The following is a 19269-nucleotide window of genomic DNA, read 5'->3' on the forward strand; positions in this document are numbered from 1 at the left end:
CATGGCGCAAATGACAATGATTCAAGCAATCACCGATGCACTGCGCACTGAATTGCGCAATGATCCGGATGTGTTAGTATTCGGTGAAGATGTCGGTGTAAACGGCGGTGTGTTCCGGGCGACCGAAGGCCTTCAGAAAGAATTCGGCGAAGACCGCGTATTTGATACTCCGCTTGCAGAATCCGGAATCGGCGGTTTAGCGATTGGACTAGGTTTACAAGGCTTCCGTCCCGTTATGGAAATTCAGTTTTTCGGTTTCGTTTTTGAAGTAATGGATTCCATTTCCGGCCAAATGGCAAGGATGCGCTACCGTTCCGGCGGCCGTTATCATTCACCGGTTACGATCCGTTCACCATTCGGTGGCGGTGTCCATACACCTGAACTTCATGCAGACAGCCTTGAAGGCTTAATGGTGCAGCAGCCTGGCTTGAAGGTCGTAATTCCGTCAACTCCATATGATGCAAAAGGTTTATTGATTTCCGCTATTCGCGACAACGACCCGGTCATCTTTTTGGAACACATGAAGCTTTATCGTTCTTTCCGTCAGGAAGTTCCTGAAGAAGAGTACACGATTCCGTTAGGAAAAGCGGATGTGAAACGGGAAGGAACAGATTTGACGATTGTTACTTATGGAGCAATGGTTCAAGAATCATTAAAGGCTGCAGAAGAGTTGGCAAAAGAAGGCCATTCTGTTGAAGTAATCGACTTGCGGACAGTTGCTCCTATTGATATCGAAGCGATTGTTGCTTCCGTTGAGAAAACAGGCCGAGCAATTGTCGTCCAAGAAGCACAAAGGCAAGCGGGTGTTGGTGCAAACATTGTAGCTGAAATCAATGACCGTGCGATTCTAAACCTTGAGGCACCTGTATTGCGCGTAACTGCACCAGATACCGTTTTTGCTTTTTCACAGGCAGAAGCAGTATGGCTGCCAAATTATAAAGATATCATTGACACGGCTAACAAAGTATTATCATTTTAAATAACTGTTCGTGTTAATTAAAGATTGCTTTATGAAATTCACTCTAATCAAATGTAGATCCGGGGGAAAGTAGGCGAGCCTATTTTTCTTCGTCACATGATTTACTAAACTGTGTGGAACGTAATAATAGGAGGTAGATTCCAGTGGCATTCCAATTTAGATTACCTGACATTGGTGAAGGTATTCATGAAGGTGAAATCGTCAAATGGTTCGTCAAAGCCGGCGATAAAGTACAAGAAGACGACATACTGTGTGAAGTGCAGAACGATAAAGCGGTCGTGGAAATTCCTTCCCCGGTAACTGGTACGGTTGAAGAAATTTTAGTGGATGAGGGAACAGTAGCTACTGTTGGTCAGGTGCTTGTTACCTTTGATGCACCTGGATACGAAGACCTTAAGTTTAAAGGCGACCATGACGAGGAGGCACCTAAAGCTGAAGAAAAAACAGAAGCCCAGGTACAATCAACTTTAGAGGCAGGTCAGGATATTAAAAAAGAAGCGGCGCCACAAGAAGCACAGGCGGGAGCTACCGGAGCCGGAGCCCAGGTACAAGCGGAAACAGAAGTTGACCCGAACCGCCGTGTGGTTGCGATGCCATCGGTGCGTAAGTTTGCACGTGACAACGGTGTCGATATCCGCCAGGTGTCCGGATCTGGGAAAAATGGCCGAGTACTAAAGGAAGACATCACTTCCTTCCAAAATGGTGGACAGGCAAGAGCTGAAACCCCAGCAGCACCGCAACAGGCAGAAGCAGCAGCACCAGAAGCAGAGCAAAAAGCAGCAGCAGTTGTTCCACAAGGACAATATCCAGAAACACGCGAAAAAATGAGCGGGATTCGCAGGGCCATTGCAAAAGCTATGGTACACTCCAAGCATACTGCTCCGCACGTAACGTTAATGGATGAAGTGGATGTAACGAAATTGGTGGCGCACCGCAAGAAATTTAAACAAGTTGCTGCGGATAAGGGAATTAAGCTTACTTTCCTTCCATATGTGGTAAAAGCACTTACAAGTGCATTGCGTGAGTACCCGGCTCTCAATACTTCACTGGATGATGACACAAACGAAATTATTCACAAGCATTACTATAATATCGGAATTGCAGCTGACACTGAGAAAGGTTTGCTTGTTCCAGTCGTGAAAGATGCTGACCGCAAGTCTGTATTTACAATTTCGAACGACATTAATGAGCTTGCTGGAAAAGCACGGGACGGTAAATTAGCCCCTAATGAAATGAAAGGTGCATCTTGCACAATTTCAAACATTGGATCTGCGGGTGGGCAATGGTTTACCCCGGTTATTAACCATCCAGAGGTTGCGATCCTCGGTGTTGGCCGCATTGCTGAGAAACCTGTTGTAAAAGACGGTGAAATTGTCGCAGCTCCGGTATTGGCATTATCTTTAAGCTTTGACCATCGAATGATTGACGGTGCAACTGCTCAGCATGCTCTTAACCATATTAAGCGTTTGTTGAACGATCCAGAACTTTTGTTAATGGAGGCGTAATAAATGGTAGTTGGAGATTTTCCTATTGAGACTGATACTATAGTCATTGGTGCAGGTCCGGGAGGCTATGTTGCAGCGATTCGCGCTGCACAGCTCGGACAAAAGGTAACGATTGTTGAAAAAGGAACCCTGGGCGGAGTTTGCTTAAATGTTGGCTGTATTCCGTCAAAAGCCTTAATTGCGGCTGGACATCGCTATGAAACAGCAAAGCATTCTGATTCAATCGGAATCACGGCTGAAAACGTCAAGGTTGATTTTTCAAAAGTCCAGCAATGGAAAGCCGGGGTTGTTAAAAAACTTACCGGCGGTGTTGAAGGCTTGCTAAAAGGCAACAAAGTCGACATCGTTCGCGGTGAAGCGTATTTTGTTGATGCCAACACCCTTCGAGTAATGGATGAAAATTCAGCACAAACGTATACGTTTAAAAATGCCATTATTGCCACAGGATCTCGTCCAATCGAAATTCCTGCCTTTAAATTTTCAAAGCGTGTTCTTGATTCAACCGGAGCTCTTGCTCTTGAAGAAATACCAAACAAAATTGTCGTGATTGGCGGCGGATATATTGGTACTGAGCTCGGTGGTGCGTATGCGAACTTTGGCACACAGGTAACAATTCTTGAAGGTGCGGATGAAATTTTAGGCGGCTTTGAAAAGCAAATGTCCTCTATTGTAAAACGCAATCTCAAGAAAAAAGGCGCTGAGATCTTCACAAAAGCGATGGCTAAAGGTGTCCAAGAAACAGAAGACGGTGTCGTTGTTACTTATGAAGTAAAAGGCGAAGAAAAGCAAGTCGAAGCAGACTACGTATTTGTAATGGTTGGTCGCCGTCCAAACACGGATGAGCTTGGTCTTGAACAAGCAGGAGTACAGCTTACTGACCGTGGCATTATTAAAACTGATAAGCAATGCCGTACAAACGTAAGCAATATTTTTGCAATTGGAGACGTTGTGGAAGGACCACCGCTAGCGCATAAAGCTTCTTACGAAGGAAAAATTGCTGCTGAAGCGGTCGCCGGTCACAACTCTGAAATTGATTACCTTGCAATTCCTGCGGTTGTATTCTCTGATCCTGAACTAGCGTCTGTTGGATATACGGAGCAGCAGGCAAAAGAAGAAGGAATTGAAGTAATTGCCGCTAAGTTCCCATTTGCTGCAAACGGCCGCGCATTGGCTCTAGCCGCTACAGACGGATTTTTGAAGCTCGTTACACGTAAAGAAGATGGCCTTGTCATCGGTGCGCAAATTGCCGGTGCCAACGCATCAGACATGATTGCAGAGCTTGGTCTTGCAATCGAGTCTGGAATGACAGCAGAGGATCTGGCGATGACGATTCATGCTCACCCAACCCTTGGTGAAATCACCATGGAAGCAGCGGAAGTCGCCTTAGGAAACCCGATCCACATTCTAAAATAACAATAAAAAAACAAAGCCCTTTTCCGCCAGGAAAAGGGCTTTACTATTATTGGGAAAGCACCTGTTCAAGCGGCTGGATAATCTGCTCCTTTGAAACATCACCTTTTACTTGGGCAACGACTTTGTCATTATAAACGATCACAATCGCTGGCGATTGTTCTATGTGAAAGGCATGATAATAGCTCTTCGCACTATCTTCAGAAAAAACCATCATATTATCCACTTCAACGGGAAACTCTTTCTTTAGCTCAAGCAGTGCATCATAATAGGAAGCTTCTTCTGTGTAGTCGGTATCATTCGAAAAAAAGACAATCTGTTTGACGCCCTCGCCTAATGACAGTGAATCACTTGGCCCGCTTTTTGTACAAGAGGCAGTCAACACCAACAAAAAAACAGATAAACAGAATCCCAGCCCTTTCATCTTTTTGCCTCACTTTATAAAATAATCCGCATGACTTGCCAACGTGTCCATCATATTAATCCGTATTTTATCATAGGCAAATACCGTTTTTCTGCTTGTCACCTAAATGTTACAGAATTGAAAAATAAGTGCTGCCCAACCATCATATATTACAAATAGCTGGAGATAATATCGTTAATAATCCAGCAATGGCAGGAAAATCGTGATTTGACTACGGCTTTAAAATATAGCAGTGGTTGCCGGATTTTATATCAGCGACATTTTAGGACATCAGTGAAGGGAGTGGGATTTTTATTGAAGGTATATTCTGTTATTTTGCTCCAGCTCATCTTGTGGAGCGGATATACGCTGTTGGAATGGTTGTCAAAGCATGACCATCCTGAATACAATATTTTAATGTTTTTCATTTTCTTCTATTTGGCGATCATTGTTGGGAATTTTTTTATGAAATCTGCGAAAAAAACCCTCCTGGTTACTTTCCTGAGTCTGGTCATTTACGGATCCTTCCAGTTAACAATGATTCTTATTGTATAAGAAAAACTAAGACGAAAACTTAATTTCGAAAAAGGTTTTCAAACTATTAAAAAGTGGAACAACTTATTTAGGGAAATCAACAGGTTTAGCATATCAAGAGTAAGGCGGGGGGCATTTTCCCACCTTAAAATCGGGAAGAATCACGGAAACGAGATGGGATAGAGAGGGGACAGGCATGAATAAACTGGCCGCAATTTTACTTTTCATTATTTTTGCCACGACTGCCTGCCAAACAAACGACGAGCAGACAAGCACTGATAAACCCGTAGAAACAGCTTTATCGCCAACAGAAAAACTGATACAAAATAATGAACCGCAACCGGCGGTTGCAACAAATGTTGAGGTCGATCAAAATTCGGTTCCTGAAAACGTCCCGCACTATAAGGTAAATGAAAGCAATTGGTCACTTGAAACAACAGGTAATCCCACGCAGCCGGCCGTCTTGATGACCATCGATGATGCTCCTGATCAATATGCGCTGGAAATGGCACGAAAATTAGCTCGACTGAATGTAAAAGCAATTTTCTTTGTGAATGGACATTTTCTAAACACACCAGAAAAGGAAGAGCAATTGAGAGAAATACATCGCCTCGGATTTCAGATCGGAAACCATACAAACACGCATCGAAAGTTAAATGAGCTTTCCGAACAGGAGCAGTATGAGGAAATTGTTTCATTAAACAATAAAATAGAAGGCGTGATCGGAGAACGACCCAAGTTCTTTCGGGCACCTTTCGGGGGAAATACAGATTACAGCAAAAAAATCGTCGATGAACAAAATATGGTGCTTATGAATTGGTCATACGGTTTTGATTGGGAAGCAGATTATAGAACAGCCGACAGCCTGGCTGACGTCATGGTCAATACACCTCTTTTAGCCGATGGTGCTAATTTGCTGATGCATGACCGCCAGTGGACAAATGAAGCGCTCGAGAACATCGTAACAGGGCTGCAACAAAAAGGCTACAGTATCATTGACCCAGCAACAATAGAAACTCAGTAGAACAAAAATAAACAGGAGCACAACATCCTCGGTGAAGCCAATGGGGTTGTTTTGCTCCTGAAAGCTTTTCTATTTTCTCGGATAATAGTACATGATTCGGCCGTTGAACAAATGCAACTCGGCCTTCAGTTTTTTGGCAAGGAATTTGCAAAATTCATTGGCTTTGCCTTTATCACCAAAGGTGGAGGCTTCGGATAACGAGACTTGTATGTACGATTGTTCCCGTTCATTATCATTCTCAACAACTGTTTCCTTATCAACTCCAAGTAAAATCGAATGGTAGCGATCGTGATTAGAATAAAGATAAAACCATTTTCCTTCAGCATCAGGCTTTTCTTTGATTTCATACGGAAAGGCTGAATCATGATAATTCCAGTCAAGCTGGTCTCCGGTTTTAGCGGTGATGCTTTTATAATATTCGAATAGCTCTTTTATTTCTTCGGTGGTAACGTTTTCTTTATCTGCTAAAGGAACGAGTTTTATATATGCGTGACCCGCCATGGTTGATCCCCCCAATTGTCCTTTTTTATTCAATTTTAGCACTGATAACAATCAAATAACAGAATATAATAAAAGTAGTAAACTCGAGTAAATTTCACAATGTATTAAACTAAACCGAAAAACGAATGTAATGTCGTTAATAAACCGGGAGGATTGCTAAACGAATAACTGTATGAATCTAAATAACTGTTCGTTTTTCAATTAAAGAAATACTTTATGAAAGTTATTCAACAAAAACCTTGAATAAAAATATTTTTTGAATTATAATAATATTCAAAAAATAAAAGGAGGAGGATTAATATGGAACTTTTCGAAAAGCTTTATGATGAGCACGAGAAGGTGAAGGTACGTTTTATTGGTTTTACAACAGATGAAACGCGCTATGATTTCGGGATCGTGTATACGAATATGTTTTTCGGAAAACCGCTTGTTGTTTGCATGCAGACAGGAAGGTCAACCCTCCTTGACCCGAGAGATCTTGAAGATACAGAACATTTGCAGCATTCCTTTCGAATCAAGGATAAAAAGGAAGCGGAAGATTTAGCCGAATTTTTCCTGGACGCCCTTCCCGGTGCCTCTTTAGAAACACAATATGAATAACAACATGTCGATGGCCTTTTTAAGGCCTTTTTTTGTATGGAACTATTTAGCGATGATCTCCCCCGAATTCATTATTCTAAACAATGTGTCATACTTATTCGCGGGATTATAAAAAATGACAATCAGATTTATTTCATAATTAAAAAAATAAATAAAATGTGACATACAATTAGGCTTGAAATTTTAATTGTGTTATATTATTATATTTTCAAAGGTTATAAAGCGTTTTCAAAATATTTGAAAGGAGATGAGTAAATGGGTACAATTGTTTGTCAAACTTGTAACTCCACTATTGAACATTTTGAAGATGAAAAAGTAACTGTTCTGTATTCAAAGGGACACTGCTGTGACGGAGAGCATCTGGACGAGGAATAAAAATATAATCGATACGGAGCATGCAGACATTGCGTGCTTCTTTTTTGCGGGAATGGTCCAAAATTACCAAAGTAGAGCAATTCGTACATATCAAAATGGCGGCCATGAAAGAACTTGAATCTTTCAACTAGCCGCCATTTCGCAATTTCGTTAAATTCGTAAAATTAGATTAGCGAATCGCTTTATGTTCTTTAATGACGCGGAAAGATTTTAGTTCATAATCCTCCGGTCCCTGGACAGGCAAGCCTGCTTCGACGTTTTTTTCAATGTAGCGCAGGTTTTCCTTTGTGATGATTTCACCAGGAATAAAAATTGGTATTCCCGGCGGATAAACCATTGCAAACTCGGCAATAATCCGTCCCTCAGCCATTTCGACGGGAACGACTTCAGTGTCTGCATAAAAAGCATCGCGAGGCGTTAAGGCAAGCAACGGAATATCAGGAAGCAGAACTTGTGCTTCAATTCTTTCTGCCCCGTGCGTAAATTGCTCGGATAATTGATGCAAAGCCCGCACCAATATTTCTGCTTCTTTCTCCGTATCCCCAGGAGTAATAAGGCAGAGAATGTTATACAAATCGGACATTTCCACTTCGATATTGTAATTTTCGCGAAGCCATATTTCCACATCATAACCGGTTAAGCCAAGCTCTTTTACAGAGATGATCAGTTTCGTCGGATCATAATCATAAGCCGCTTTCGTACCGAGAATTTCTTCTCCGACACAATGTAAGCAATCTATTTCGTTTATTCTCTCTCTGATCGATTGAGCGAGCTTGATCGTTTTGTCGATGAGCTCTTTACCCTCTGTAGCGAGCCTTTTCCGGGCAACGTCAAGAGAGGCGAGCAATAGATAAGACGTAGACGTAGTCGTCAACATACTTAAAATACTTTGCACCCGCTTTGGAGAAACGAGCCCTTCCCTTATATTGAGGATTGAACTCTGGGTCATTGATCCCCCGAGTTTATGAACACTCGTCGCCGCCATATCTGCTCCTGCCTGCATAGCCGACAGTGGCAGTTCATCGTGAAAATGGATGTGCACCCCATGAGCTTCATCGACAAGGACCGGTACATTGTATTCATGAGCAATTTCAACGATTTTCTTTAAATCAGCGGAGATCCCAAAATATGTTGGATTAATCACTAACACGCCTTTTGAATCAGGGTGTTGCTGAAGCGCCTTCGAGACTGATTCAGTCGTGATTCCATGCGAGATTCCAAGGTTTTCATCAATTTCAGGATGGATGAAAATCGGGATTGCACCTGAAAAAACAATCGCTGACATCACTGATTTATGGACGTTTCTCGGAACGATAATTTTATCTCCAGGTCCGCACACGGCCATGACCATCGTCATAATTGCCCCGCTCGTTCCCTGGACGGAAAAAAATGTATGGTCTGCACCAAAGGCCTGAGCCGCAAGATCCTGCGCTTCCTTAATAATTCCTTTTGGTTGATGAAGATCATCGAGTGGACCGATATTAATCAAGTCAATAGATAATGCGTTTTCGCCAATAAAATCTCTAAATTCGGGATCAATTCCGGCCCCTTTTTTATGTCCTGGAATATGGAATTGGACAGGGTTCTTTTTCGCATGTTCCAATAAACCGCTAAAAAGCGGAGTTTCTTTTTGTGACAATTTTCAACTACACCTCTTTAATTATACAGAATCACAGTCATAAAACACATGAATTATAGCACTAAAAATACTGATTTGCATAGCGAAAACGATGAGCCAACCCAACAAAGGAGAGCGTTAAGGCTACCTGCATGAAAAGTGTAAAAATCCGCTTTGTATTAGTTTTTCGAGAAGAGAGGATATTAATTTGTTAAAATAAATAAACGGTGTAAAAAGTGATTGGAGGTAAAGGAATGAACTGGAAAACGCGGGTAACAGATCTATTAGAAATCGAATATCCAATTATACAGGGCGGGCTTGCCCATTTGGCTTATTCAGAGCTGGCTGCAGCGGTTTCAAACGCAGGAGGATTGGGGCAAATTACAGCTATGTCTTTGGAAAGCCCTGAAGCGTTAAAAGTGGAAATAAAAAAACTAAAAAAGTTGACAAATAAGCCATTTGGCGTTAATTTTGCGATCGGTCAACACGGGAGGCCTTTTGCTCATATGGTCGAGGCAGCTATGGAAGAACAAGTACCGGTGATCAGCATGACGGGAGGCAATCCTGCGCCTATTTTTGAACAGCTGCAAGGAACCACGACAAAAAAGCTTGTCCTCGTCGCTGCAAGAAGGCAGGCAGAAAAAGCTGAAGAACTTGGTGCGGATGCAGTGATGGTTGTCGGTCAGGAAGGCGGTGGACATCTCGGCAGACATGATATTGGAACAATGGTTCTGATCCCGCAGGTCGTTGACCGGGTATCGATTCCGGTTATCGCGTCAGGAGGGATCGGCGATGGCCGCGGATTAATGGCAGCTTTGAGTCTTGGTGCAGAAGGAATCGAAATGGGAACTAGATTTATTGCAACAAAGGAATGTGTTCATGCTTCCGAACTATACAAAAAGAAACTTGTCGAAGCGACCGAAAATGATACGGTTGTTATCAAACGATCGCTGGGAGCGCCAGGCAGAGCGATTGCCAATGAATGGACAAACAGAATTGTTGAGCTTGAAAGAGAAGGTGCCGGCTACGAAGTGTTAAAAGATTTTATAAGCGGTACGGCAAATATGCGCTATATCCACGATGGCCGGGATGATGAGGGATTCGCCTGGGCCGGTCAAGTGATGGGACTTATCAACGATATTCCAACCGTAAGTGAGCTTTTGGAACGAATGATCAGAGAAGGGGAGGAAATCCGCGCCAAGTGGGGAAATTAACTACAAGGATTGGCCAGATTTACACTAAATGTATTATGTTTAAGAAAACAAAAGCAGGTGAACATGAATGGAATATCAATATCCGATCGACTATAATTGGTCAACAGAAGAAATCGTCGATGTCATTAAATTTTTTGAGAAGGTCGAACTCGCATACGAAAAAGGAGTTGACCGTGATGAACTTTTGAATGCATATCGCCGTTTTAAGGAAATTGTCCCAAGTAAAGCAGAGGAAAAAAAGCTGTGCGGCGAGTTCGAAGAGATGAGCGGTTACTCTTCATACAGAACAATAAAACTTGTAAAAGAAAGGTCATCCGGCGAAAGAATTAAAATGGGTTAGAGGAAAAAGCATCGGCACTTGTATGCCGATGCTTTTTCTGTTATTGCCGGAAAGGCGTGATTAGGTTTACGCCATTTTATATAAGGGTAATAATTTTCTAAACACAGTATCAATTTTATTTATCAGTTCTGAAGGTTCAAGGGCGATTGTCTCGTCCCTGGGAATATGCAGTCCGCACAGAATTTCGGCTTTCTTTACCGTTTGCAAACGTTCAAACATGGAAAATAACTCATCTTTTGATAAGTCTTTATGACGAATTGCATCAGGCTTTGTATGATCAGTGGACCAGACGAAATCTCCGGGGATGCTCTTTGAAATAACATCAATATTTCCGGAAAGCTTTTCGCCGTAGGCTTCTTTGTCGGGAGCCTCATAAATTAACGCAAACCAGATGAATAAATGGGTTTCCCACAAGCCGATTTGAAAATGGGGAAGCATTTTATATCCTCTTGGATTAGCAGCAAAAGCTACCCATGTATCAGCGGGCGGATTCTTTGTACGGCGGGCGTGTTTGGCAACATGAGCAAACATTTCATCGCCTGTCAAAGAAGAGAGGGTCGGAGCAAAATGCGAGCCTAAATCCTCCAATTTTGGACGGACGTGCTGCTTTAATTTTTCCATTCGCTCATCAAGCCCATTTATCGTAAACACAGCAAAATCTTCTGTCGAAAAGCCGGTAAATGACATGAGATAAACCTCCTTGATCTTTGTCAAATATTGTAGCATAACCGTGAAAAAACAGTAAATGTTTGAGCCTAAGCTGTAACAAAATATAATTTAAGCACATATTTGTTGCAACTTCGACAGTTGATTCATACAATAGATTACTACTAATCAGAATGGCCAATTTTATAACTTGGAAGGGGTGTAGTACAGTGAAACAACTAATTAATTCAACTCGTAAAAAAGGGGTAGAAAAGGAAAGAACAGCTGTGTTGAAGATGGAGATGGATTATGAACTGGCAACCCTTTATGATGCGATCCGTGAAAAAAACGAAACAAAAAAGACAGAATGCAAAAAGAAACTTGAGCGCATTAGGCAGGAGCTGCTAAGGCTAAAAGCTTTATAAATTTTGCAAACTTATAAGGGGATTTGTTGGACGGATGAAAATAACGAAGCCGAATATAGCGAATTACTGATAACGAACTCCTGGTTAATTTGGGGTTCGTTTATTGTTTTTGTCGTTCAAGTCCGGCCTTATTGGGAAGGCTAAAGCTTGAATGGAATTCTGATAAGCGATAAGCTATTGATACACTAAGGAGATCAACAAGATAAGAAAATCCATTGGAGGAAGACGATGACAAACTGGCATGAAGTCGATAACAATGCGAAGACATGGATAAACGAAGCTGCAGAAAGAATCCGTGCTTCTTTTCCGAAAACGCTCGATATCCAAACAAAATCAAACCCAAATGACCTTGTTACAAATATTGATAAAGAAACAGAGCAATTTTTTATTGGAAAAATAAACGCTACATATCCGGAGCATAAAATACTAGGGGAAGAAGGTTACGGTGACAAGCTGAACAAGCACGCTGGAGTTGTCTGGATTATTGATCCTATTGATGGAACGATGAATTTTATTCATCAGCAGCGGAATTTTGCAATATCAATCGGAATATATGAAAACGGAGTGGGAGTGATTGGGTTAATTTATGACGTAGTCCATAATGAACTTTATCATGCCGTAAAAGGCAAGGGTGCTTATTTAAATGATAAAAAGATACCCGATTTGGAAAAAGTGCCTGTCAGCAATGCGATCGTCGGAATAAGTCCATCATGGGTGGTGGAAAACAAACGATTTGATTACAAGCTGCTTTCAAATCTGGTCAAGGATATAAGAGGAACGAGGTCATATGGGTCAGCAGCGCTCGAAATGGCTTACGTAGCAACCGGAAGAATAGACGCCTACATTTCTTTGCGACTGGCTCCATGGGATATTGCGGGAGGAGCAGTTATTATAAAGGAACTCGGTGGTTTGGTGACCACACTGACAGGGGAAGAATTGGACTTCCTTACTGCTGGCCCTGTTTTTGTATCGAAACCAGGGCTGCACGAGCAAATATTGACGAATTACTTGCAGCCTGAAAATTTGTAGACCTGTTCAACATATTTCATACAGAACGAAAAAGATCGGTACGCGCCGATCTTTTTCTGTTGAAAAGCAGGAAACAGTTTTTGCTACAGTTCTCCTTTTTCCCGCATTTTTCGCTTTGTTTTAAATCCAAAGCCCATCACCGTAATCAGGGCGACAATGCAAGCAAAGATTCCAGCAGGGCTGCTTTCAGCAACAGCTACACCAATCCCCATCATGCACGTGGCTGTGAAAACTGCAAATACGACAAAAATCCACTTAATTTTTTTCAATTGGAACCCTCCTAGTGGGAGAAACTAATGGTGAAATAAATGTTTCTATACGCTTTTTTACTATTGTACAAAAAAAGCTGATGGGTTTCTATACTTGTTTATGGTATAATATTTTAGTTATGACAAAAAACATCAATTATAGATCACACAAGGATAATAAATAGGAGTGAACAACTTTGAAAATAAGAGAAGATATTCGCAACATCGCCATTATCGCCCACGTTGACCACGGAAAAACAACTTTGGTTGATCAACTTTTAAAACAATCCGGCACATTCCGGACAAATGAACATGTTGAAGAACGTGCAATGGATTCCAATGACCTCGAAAGAGAACGGGGTATTACAATCCTGGCGAAAAATACAGCAATCCAATATAAGGATACAAAAATCAATATTTTAGATACACCAGGCCATGCAGACTTTGGCGGTGAAGTAGAACGGATCATGAAAATGGTTGACGGTGTTCTGCTTGTAGTTGACGCCTATGAAGGCTGTATGCCTCAGACTCGTTTCGTATTAAAGAAAGCTTTAGAACAAAATTTACGTCCGATCGTCGTTGTTAACAAAATCGACCGTGATGCAGCAAGACCTGCAGAAGTGATTGATGAGGTGCTCGACCTTTTCATCGAGCTTGATGCAAACGAAGAACAGCTTGAGTTCCCTGTCGTATACGCTTCTGCAATCAATGGTACTGCAAGCCTTGATCCTGAGAAACAGGATGAGAACATGCAGGTTCTCTATGACGCAATTGTTGAGCATATTCCAGCACCAGTCGATAACCGTGAAGAGCCACTTCAATTCCAGGTCGCGCTATTAGATTACAATGATTATGTAGGACGTATCGGAATTGGCCGTGTCTTCCGCGGAACGATGAAAGTGGGGCAGCAGGTAGCCTTGATGAAGCTTGATGGTTCTGTAAAGCAATTCAGGGTAACAAAAATGTTTGGTTTCTTTGGGTTGAAACGCCAGGAAATCCAAGAGGCGTTTGCCGGGGACCTTGTTGCTGTTTCCGGGATGGAAGATATCAATGTCGGTGAAACCGTCTGTCCAGTTGAGCATCAGGAAGCCCTTCCGGTATTGCGCATTGATGAGCCTACTTTACAGATGACTTTCGTCGTAAACAACAGCCCGTTTGCCGGCAGAGAAGGCAAATATGTGACTGCCCGAAAAATCGAAGAGCGTTTGCGTGCCCAACTGCAGACAGATGTCAGCCTTCGTGTTGATAACACGGATTCTCCTGACGCATGGGTTGTTTCGGGACGCGGGGAGCTTCATTTATCCATTTTAATTGAAAACATGCGCCGGGAAGGCTATGAGCTTCAAGTATCAAAGCCTGAAGTCATCGTCAGGGAAGTGGACGGAGTCCGCTGTGAACCGGTTGAGCGAGTTCAAATTGATGTTCCTGAAGAGCACACTGGTGCTGTCATGGAATCAATTGGTGCCCGTAAAGGGGAAATGGTTGACATGATCAACAATGGCACAGGGCAAGTGCGGCTGATATTCATGGTTCCTGCCCGCGGACTGATTGGTTATACGACAGAATTTTTAACACTGACAAGAGGATACGGAATTATTAATCACACGTTTGACAGCTATAAGCCGATGCAGGCTGGCCAGGTTGGCGGACGCCGCCAGGGTGTTCTCGTTTCAATGGAAACAGGAAAAGCGTCTACTTATGGTATTCAGGGAGTAGAAGACAGGGGAATCATCTTCCTTGAAGCCGGGACAGACATCTACGAAGGAATGATTGTCGGCGAACATACCCGGGAAAATGATATTACCGTCAATGTCACGAAAGTAAAACAGGCAACCAACATTCGTTCGGCCAACAAAGACCAGACAGCGACAATGAAAAAGCCGCGGATCATGACGCTTGAAGAAGCGCTCGAGTACTTGAACGACGATGAGTATTGCGAGATTACGCCTGAATCAATTCGGTTGAGAAAGAAAATTCTAGATAAAAATGAACGCGAAAGAATGTCAAAAAAGAAAAAACACGCTGAAATGAATTAACCTTTAGGGAAGGGGAGATTCGAAGTGGAAGTTACTGGACGACTTTCTTTTTTCGCCGCCTTATATAAAGTGGGAGAAAATCCAGAGGTTGGTATGTGGATGCTTTATATCACGATTATCGCTTTGGCGATAATCGTATATAAGTTGGGGTTTGCTAAAAAGCTTCCATTAACAAAATCGATCGTCATTTACATTTTTTTAGTTCTCGGCTGTACGATTTTAACGTTTCTAGGCGTTTTCCTGCCTGTGGCAGAAGGGCTTGTCGTGGCAGCGATCATCCTGATTATTTACAAAATCCGCTTACACCAGCAAAAAAAGCAGGATGCGATGGAGATTAACGGGAGAGGCAAATGAGATCATTACAGGATGCATTATATAATTGGCTTTCGATTAAGGTAGTCAGCGATGCGCGGCCTGACGATACTGCTGCAAGGGATACAACCGAGCTTTTTGAAGAGTTATTGGCGAAAGACCATGGGATAAGCGGAATTGTCATAACTAAAGGGAAAACGATGTACGAGCTTACCTACAGCCATGAAAATCAAGAAAAGAAATCTTCTTTCCCTGTCGAACTGATCGACGTCATGATCAATCAAATTGAAGAACAGCCGGAAAAATTTATCAACTATCCTGACAACTAAGGCAGTTCTAAAGCCTAATAAAAACAGCCTGTCCAATAATTGGTCAGGCTGTTTTGCATTGTACACATTGAATCCATGCACCAAGTGAAGTCCGGCTTTAGGACTTGAGTATATCCTGTTGGGAAAATTCACCATTCGTCCTTTTCAGTGCTGGGTCGATACAGGCGGAAATTGCCGGATGATTTGCGGGCAAGCGTTTTTTCACTGATTCTTTCTTCACATGGCCGGCACATATATGTATGAATCGGCCTATTTCTTAATCTTTTCGCTATTGGGGCATCGTCGTCAATCGACTCAATTGTATCGCATATCACGCATTTTACTCTCATTTTTGGCACCTCTGGCATACTAATTTTCCTGATTTTCATACTTTATTACAGTATACCATTGTTTTAAGGCTCAGAGTAATGCGATAATAACGTTTATATTGCCGTGCGCAAGGGATAGTAGTAATATGATGGTAGCTTAAGGAGGGGCAAACACTATGGCAAATCAAGTGGAACCAAGGTTAGTTCAACCATTAATTGATCAGCTGCAGCAAGAGCGATTTGTGATGCTTGCTACAATCGATTTTGAAACAGGAGGGCCAAACATTAACGCGATTTCATGGATTTTCGCAAAAGATGATGAAACCGTTTATTTTGCATTGGATAACCGCTCCCGAATCATTCAAAATATTAAACACAACCATAGAGTAGCGGTTAATATTATTGCAAATGAATCTACATACTCGATTAGCGGTGAAGCCGCTATCATCCAGGAACGGATCGAAGGGGTTCCTTTAAAGCTGGCGCTCATCGAAATGAAAATTAAAGAGGTAAGAGATGTTATGTTTTATGGCTCTAAGATTGTTGTTGAACCACAATATGAAAAAACGTATGATAAGGATGCAGCAGCCCGCCTGGACAACCAGGTGATGGAAGCAATGAGAAAAGCTTAGCCGGCACTGGTCCGGCTAAGCTTTTGCATTTCTCGATCAGTCAGTCCTTTTGATGGTATGATTGGTCGTCCTGCTCTTTTTCAAGCTGCTTTGATTCGGAATCTTGCAGCTTCTTTTTTGGATCTTCTGTTGTATTGTTCGGATTTGGGTCAGTAATATCGGCAGGAAACTCCGGCATGATCCGGCCTGTCAAATCTGCCAGTTCATTAACGATTCCTTCAACAGGCTCCCCGGCTTGAAAATCCTCGGCAATTTCCCTTAACCGGGCAACTATGTCCGGGTCGGCGACAACCGCCGCCCTCGCCCCATATGGATCATCTTCAAGGCTCTCGGCAACCGAATATTTAATGGATCCAACCTCGGACCGATCTAAATTTTCATTTACATCAATTCCGACAATTGCATAATTTCCGATTACAACAGCTGTAGCGTCTTCCACATCCGGGACGCTGTTGGCCAGATCCTCCAGGTGAGTGGAGGCCCTCTGGCCAGTTTCCTGATCAACTTCCCCAAGTGTAGTATTTCTAACGTTTACTGCATTTTGCTCTTCGTCTCTGGAAGCTTCATTCTGTGCACCGCAACCAGCCAATGCTGCTGCCAGCACGGTTCCCAATATTACTTTTCTCAATGCTGCCACCTCCGGCAAATCATATTGTAAGCTTCAAATTATCCAAATAAGAAATAAAAATGCTATTAAATTTTTCGGTGTTGAACAAATGGTCCTCAGCAATTATTGTGCAAAGATTCTTCTATCTTTATTCGGAAAAACATATATTTTAGCATTACTACCCGTCACAGGGTAGAGATGCACCATAAAGAAACAACAGGGTGGGAGGCATCAACTTGGCTAAAATTTATGTGTTAGACACGAATGTCTTGCTGCAGGATCCGTTTTCGCTTTTCTCCTTTGATGATAATGAAGTTGTTATCCCCGCGGTGGTCCTTGAGGAAGTTGATTCAAAAAAACGCTATATGGACGAAATTGGCCACAACGCAAGACAAGTATCGAGGCTGATTGACAGCATGAGGGAATCAGGAAAGCTTCATGAGAAAATCCCGCTTCAAAATGGCGGGATATTGCGGATTGAACTGAATCATCGCTCGTTTCAGCAGCTTCAAGAAATATTTGTGGAAAAAACTAATGATAACCGTATTCTTGCCGTAGCCAAAAACCTGTCACTTGAAGAGCAAACGAAAGAAAATGGACGACCTGTTATTTTGGTGAGCAAGGATGCGCTGGTTAGAGTGAAGGCAGACGCCATCGGGCTAATCGCTGAAGACTTTCTGAGTGACCGCGTTGTTGAAAATGATGATCTGTATACCGGAATGCAGGAGGTTTATACAGATATTGAAAAACTGCGAAGATTTTATGAGAAGGGGGAAATACCGCTTGCAGATATAGCTAATCATCCTTTGTATCCAAATCAATTTCTGATTATGAAAGACTCGTTGGGAAGCTCATCTTCAGCATTGGGAATGGTTGAAAAGAGCGGAAAAATAATTAAAAAATTAATTTTCGACCATGATCATATTTGGGGGATCCGGTCGCGGAACGTTCAGCAAACGATGGCGATAGAACTGCTGCTCAGAAAAGACCTGCCACTTGTTACGCTGGTAGGAAAAGCAGGTACGGGCAAAACGCTTTTAGCCCTTGCTGCAGGGCTTTTACAAATAGAGGATCTGGGAGAGTATAAAAAGCTGCTTGTCGCGAGGCCGATTGTGCCTGTCGGCAAAGATCTCGGCTTTCTGCCCGGGGAAAAAGATGAAAAGCTGCGGCCATGGATGCAGCCGATCTATGATAATCTGGAATATCTATTTAATACGAAGAAGCCGGGTGAACTTGATGCAATTTTAGCGGGAATGGGTTCGATTGAGGTTGAAGCATTATCCTATATTCGGGGCAGGAGTATTCCTGATCAATATATCATTATCGATGAAGCGCAAAATCTGACAAAGCATGAGGTTAAAACGATTTTGACGAGAGTGGGGGAAGGAAGCAAAATTGTGTTAATGGGCGATCCAGAACAAATTGACCACCCATATTTAGATGCATTTAACAACGGGCTTACGTATGTCGTTGAAAAGTTCAAGGATCAAAAAATCTCCGGACATGTAAAACTGATCAAGGGGGAACGGTCCGGTCTGGCGCAGTTGGCAGCTGATCTCCTTTAATCCAAAGTGATAAAAGAAACAAGCAGATTCACCCGATTCAGGGGAATCTGCTTTTTAGCAGATTTGGTTTAAGAAGCCCACAGTTTTTGATCAATTCAACCGAAAGCCTTTTATGTTTTTTAGAGGCTTGTCCCGATTTGACCCATCCCCGAAAAATGCGTAAACAGGGCCGTCTTGCCGCAGTGGTTTTCCATTTTTTGAAAAACACAAAATCAATTCTTTTCCCTGTTCGATCGGCAAGGCAACTTCTCCATCAGTGCTTTCAACTATCAGCGTTTTAACAGTGGTCTCCGGTTCAGCGTTATGAATGAACGGCAGCAGCGGCATCCCGAATGTCCCTGTCAATACTTTTTCCTTTTCGAACTTTTTCTCCGATTTTAATGTTGGCGGATAAACTGCACCTTCCATAATCTCCCGGTCCCAATGCTTGGAAATCGATTTTGTGTAGTTTTCCAGCTCATCAACAGCTTGATTTACCTGATTAAAATACGTTTTTAAGTCTAGGCGGCGATCATCAAAAATCCAAACCCCCGGGTCCAATGTAATTGGGTATTTCACTTTCCCTTTAATAAAAATAATATTGTCCATGACAACCTCCTGCTTCGCGTTCCATCTGTAATCAAAGTATAG

Annotated in this window: 24 protein-coding genes; 16 read left to right on the top strand and 8 right to left on the bottom strand. The window is 42.4% G+C overall.

What is annotated here, in order from left to right; translation table 11 throughout:
• Position 1: 1 nt before the first annotated feature.
• From CVD23_RS03485 to lpdA, 3 genes are all read left to right on the top strand, one after another.
• A complete protein-coding gene (locus CVD23_RS03485) occupies positions 2 to 979 on the top strand; it encodes an alpha-ketoacid dehydrogenase subunit beta (protein WP_101576457.1) in 978 nt (325 codons plus the stop codon).
• Positions 980 to 1122: 143 nt separating this feature from the next.
• Entirely contained in the window at positions 1123 to 2484 is a 1362-nt protein-coding gene (locus tag CVD23_RS03490) for a dihydrolipoamide acetyltransferase family protein (protein ID WP_101576458.1), read from the top strand.
• A gap of 3 nt (positions 2485 to 2487) precedes the next feature.
• On the top strand, positions 2488 to 3897 hold the full coding sequence (lpdA, locus tag CVD23_RS03495) for a dihydrolipoyl dehydrogenase (protein WP_101621524.1): 1410 nt from the start codon (positions 2488 to 2490) through the stop codon (positions 3895 to 3897).
• Between the two features lie 46 nt (positions 3898 to 3943).
• Here lpdA and CVD23_RS03500 read toward each other — a convergent pair whose 3' ends face one another.
• Positions 3944 to 4318: a small peptidoglycan-associated lipoprotein gene (locus CVD23_RS03500; RefSeq protein ID WP_101576459.1), complete on the bottom strand. Its 375-nt coding sequence runs from the start codon at positions 4316 to 4318 to the stop codon at positions 3944 to 3946.
• A gap of 294 nt (positions 4319 to 4612) precedes the next feature.
• On the opposite strand from CVD23_RS03500, the gene CVD23_RS03505 reads away from it, so the two are divergent.
• Together CVD23_RS03505 and CVD23_RS03510 are read left to right on the top strand one after the other, a co-directional pair.
• Entirely contained in the window at positions 4613 to 4852 is a 240-nt protein-coding gene (locus CVD23_RS03505) for a hypothetical protein (RefSeq protein ID WP_101576460.1), read from the top strand.
• 175 nt (positions 4853 to 5027) lie between these two features.
• A complete protein-coding gene (locus tag CVD23_RS03510) occupies positions 5028 to 5855 on the top strand; it encodes a polysaccharide deacetylase family protein (protein ID WP_101576461.1) in 828 nt (275 codons plus the stop codon).
• Positions 5856 to 5924: 69 nt separating this feature from the next.
• On the opposite strand, the gene CVD23_RS03515 is transcribed toward CVD23_RS03510, so the two are convergent.
• Positions 5925 to 6356 carry a DUF1885 family protein gene (locus CVD23_RS03515; protein WP_101576462.1) on the bottom strand — a complete coding sequence of 144 codons (432 nt, stop codon included), beginning with the start codon at positions 6354 to 6356 and terminating at the stop codon, positions 5925 to 5927.
• Positions 6357 to 6656: 300 nt separating this feature from the next.
• Here CVD23_RS03515 and CVD23_RS03520 point away from each other — a divergent pair, with 300 nt between their 5' ends.
• Together CVD23_RS03520 and CVD23_RS03525 are read left to right on the top strand one after the other, a co-directional pair.
• Entirely contained in the window at positions 6657 to 6956 is a 300-nt protein-coding gene (locus tag CVD23_RS03520) for a DUF3055 domain-containing protein (protein ID WP_101576463.1), read from the top strand.
• A 255-nt stretch (positions 6957 to 7211) separates the two neighbouring features.
• Positions 7212 to 7331, top strand: coding sequence for a GapA-binding peptide SR1P (locus tag CVD23_RS03525; protein WP_101576464.1), 120 nt, complete (start codon positions 7212 to 7214; stop codon positions 7329 to 7331).
• 169 nt (positions 7332 to 7500) lie between these two features.
• Here the strand turns inward: CVD23_RS03525 and CVD23_RS03530 are convergent, their stop codons facing one another.
• A complete protein-coding gene (locus CVD23_RS03530) occupies positions 7501 to 8970 on the bottom strand; it encodes an aminotransferase class I/II-fold pyridoxal phosphate-dependent enzyme (RefSeq protein WP_101576465.1) in 1470 nt (489 codons plus the stop codon).
• Between the two features lie 233 nt (positions 8971 to 9203).
• Here CVD23_RS03530 and CVD23_RS03535 point away from each other — a divergent pair, with 233 nt between their 5' ends.
• Both CVD23_RS03535 and CVD23_RS03540 read left to right on the top strand, forming a co-directional pair.
• Entirely contained in the window at positions 9204 to 10163 is a 960-nt protein-coding gene (locus tag CVD23_RS03535; protein ID WP_101576466.1) for an NAD(P)H-dependent flavin oxidoreductase, read from the top strand.
• A gap of 67 nt (positions 10164 to 10230) precedes the next feature.
• The gene (locus CVD23_RS03540) at positions 10231 to 10503 is read left to right on the top strand and encodes a UPF0223 family protein (protein WP_101576467.1); all 273 of its coding nucleotides are present in this window, start codon (positions 10231 to 10233) and stop codon (positions 10501 to 10503) included.
• A gap of 66 nt (positions 10504 to 10569) precedes the next feature.
• Here the strand turns inward: CVD23_RS03540 and CVD23_RS03545 are convergent, their stop codons facing one another.
• Positions 10570 to 11190, bottom strand: coding sequence for a YktB family protein (locus CVD23_RS03545; RefSeq protein WP_101576468.1), 621 nt, complete (start codon positions 11188 to 11190; stop codon positions 10570 to 10572).
• A 188-nt stretch (positions 11191 to 11378) separates the two neighbouring features.
• Here CVD23_RS03545 and CVD23_RS03550 point away from each other — a divergent pair, with 188 nt between their 5' ends.
• Together CVD23_RS03550 and CVD23_RS03555 are read left to right on the top strand one after the other, a co-directional pair.
• Positions 11379 to 11573, top strand: coding sequence for a hypothetical protein (locus tag CVD23_RS03550; RefSeq protein ID WP_101576469.1), 195 nt, complete (start codon positions 11379 to 11381; stop codon positions 11571 to 11573).
• Positions 11574 to 11801: 228 nt separating this feature from the next.
• On the top strand, positions 11802 to 12602 hold the full coding sequence (locus CVD23_RS03555; protein ID WP_101576470.1) for an inositol monophosphatase family protein: 801 nt from the start codon (positions 11802 to 11804) through the stop codon (positions 12600 to 12602).
• An 83-nt stretch (positions 12603 to 12685) separates the two neighbouring features.
• Here CVD23_RS03555 and CVD23_RS03560 read toward each other — a convergent pair whose 3' ends face one another.
• Positions 12686 to 12871 carry a YlaF family protein gene (locus tag CVD23_RS03560; RefSeq protein ID WP_101576471.1) on the bottom strand — a complete coding sequence of 62 codons (186 nt, stop codon included), beginning with the start codon at positions 12869 to 12871 and terminating at the stop codon, positions 12686 to 12688.
• Positions 12872 to 13047: 176 nt separating this feature from the next.
• Between CVD23_RS03560 and typA the strand changes: the two genes are divergently transcribed.
• From typA to CVD23_RS03575, 3 genes are read left to right on the top strand one after another with little or no spacing between them, the layout of a single operon-like run.
• On the top strand, positions 13048 to 14886 hold the full coding sequence (typA, locus tag CVD23_RS03565; RefSeq protein ID WP_101576472.1) for a translational GTPase TypA: 1839 nt from the start codon (positions 13048 to 13050) through the stop codon (positions 14884 to 14886).
• Between the two features lie 24 nt (positions 14887 to 14910).
• Positions 14911 to 15240 carry a YlaH-like family protein gene (locus tag CVD23_RS03570; RefSeq protein WP_101576473.1) on the top strand — a complete coding sequence of 110 codons (330 nt, stop codon included), beginning with the start codon at positions 14911 to 14913 and terminating at the stop codon, positions 15238 to 15240.
• Entirely contained in the window at positions 15237 to 15527 is a 291-nt protein-coding gene (locus tag CVD23_RS03575) for a hypothetical protein (RefSeq protein WP_101665208.1), read from the top strand. The genes CVD23_RS03570 and CVD23_RS03575 overlap by 4 nt, the downstream gene beginning before the upstream one ends.
• Before the next feature lie 128 nt (positions 15528 to 15655).
• On the opposite strand, the gene CVD23_RS03580 is transcribed toward CVD23_RS03575, so the two are convergent.
• Positions 15656 to 15856, bottom strand: coding sequence for a YlaI family protein (locus CVD23_RS03580; protein WP_101576754.1), 201 nt, complete (start codon positions 15854 to 15856; stop codon positions 15656 to 15658).
• 155 nt (positions 15857 to 16011) lie between these two features.
• Between CVD23_RS03580 and CVD23_RS03585 the strand changes: the two genes are divergently transcribed.
• Positions 16012 to 16467 (top strand): pyridoxamine 5'-phosphate oxidase family protein, encoded by a 456-nt coding sequence (locus CVD23_RS03585; RefSeq protein ID WP_101665209.1) that lies wholly within the window; start codon positions 16012 to 16014, stop codon positions 16465 to 16467.
• 40 nt (positions 16468 to 16507) lie between these two features.
• Here CVD23_RS03585 and CVD23_RS03590 read toward each other — a convergent pair whose 3' ends face one another.
• The gene (locus CVD23_RS03590; RefSeq protein ID WP_308303507.1) at positions 16508 to 17104 is read right to left on the bottom strand and encodes a YhcN/YlaJ family sporulation lipoprotein; all 597 of its coding nucleotides are present in this window, start codon (positions 17102 to 17104) and stop codon (positions 16508 to 16510) included.
• Positions 17105 to 17310: 206 nt separating this feature from the next.
• Between CVD23_RS03590 and CVD23_RS03595 the strand changes: the two genes are divergently transcribed.
• The gene (locus tag CVD23_RS03595) at positions 17311 to 18639 is read left to right on the top strand and encodes a PhoH family protein (protein WP_101576477.1); all 1329 of its coding nucleotides are present in this window, start codon (positions 17311 to 17313) and stop codon (positions 18637 to 18639) included.
• 90 nt (positions 18640 to 18729) lie between these two features.
• Here CVD23_RS03595 and CVD23_RS03600 read toward each other — a convergent pair whose 3' ends face one another.
• Entirely contained in the window at positions 18730 to 19227 is a 498-nt protein-coding gene (locus CVD23_RS03600) for a hypothetical protein (protein WP_101576478.1), read from the bottom strand.
• Positions 19228 to 19269: the final 42 nt, after the last annotated feature.

Source organism: Bacillus sp. V33-4 (assembly GCF_002860225.1).
Classification (GTDB): Bacteria; Bacillota; Bacilli; order Bacillales; family Cytobacillaceae; genus Bacillus_BJ; species Bacillus_BJ canaveralius.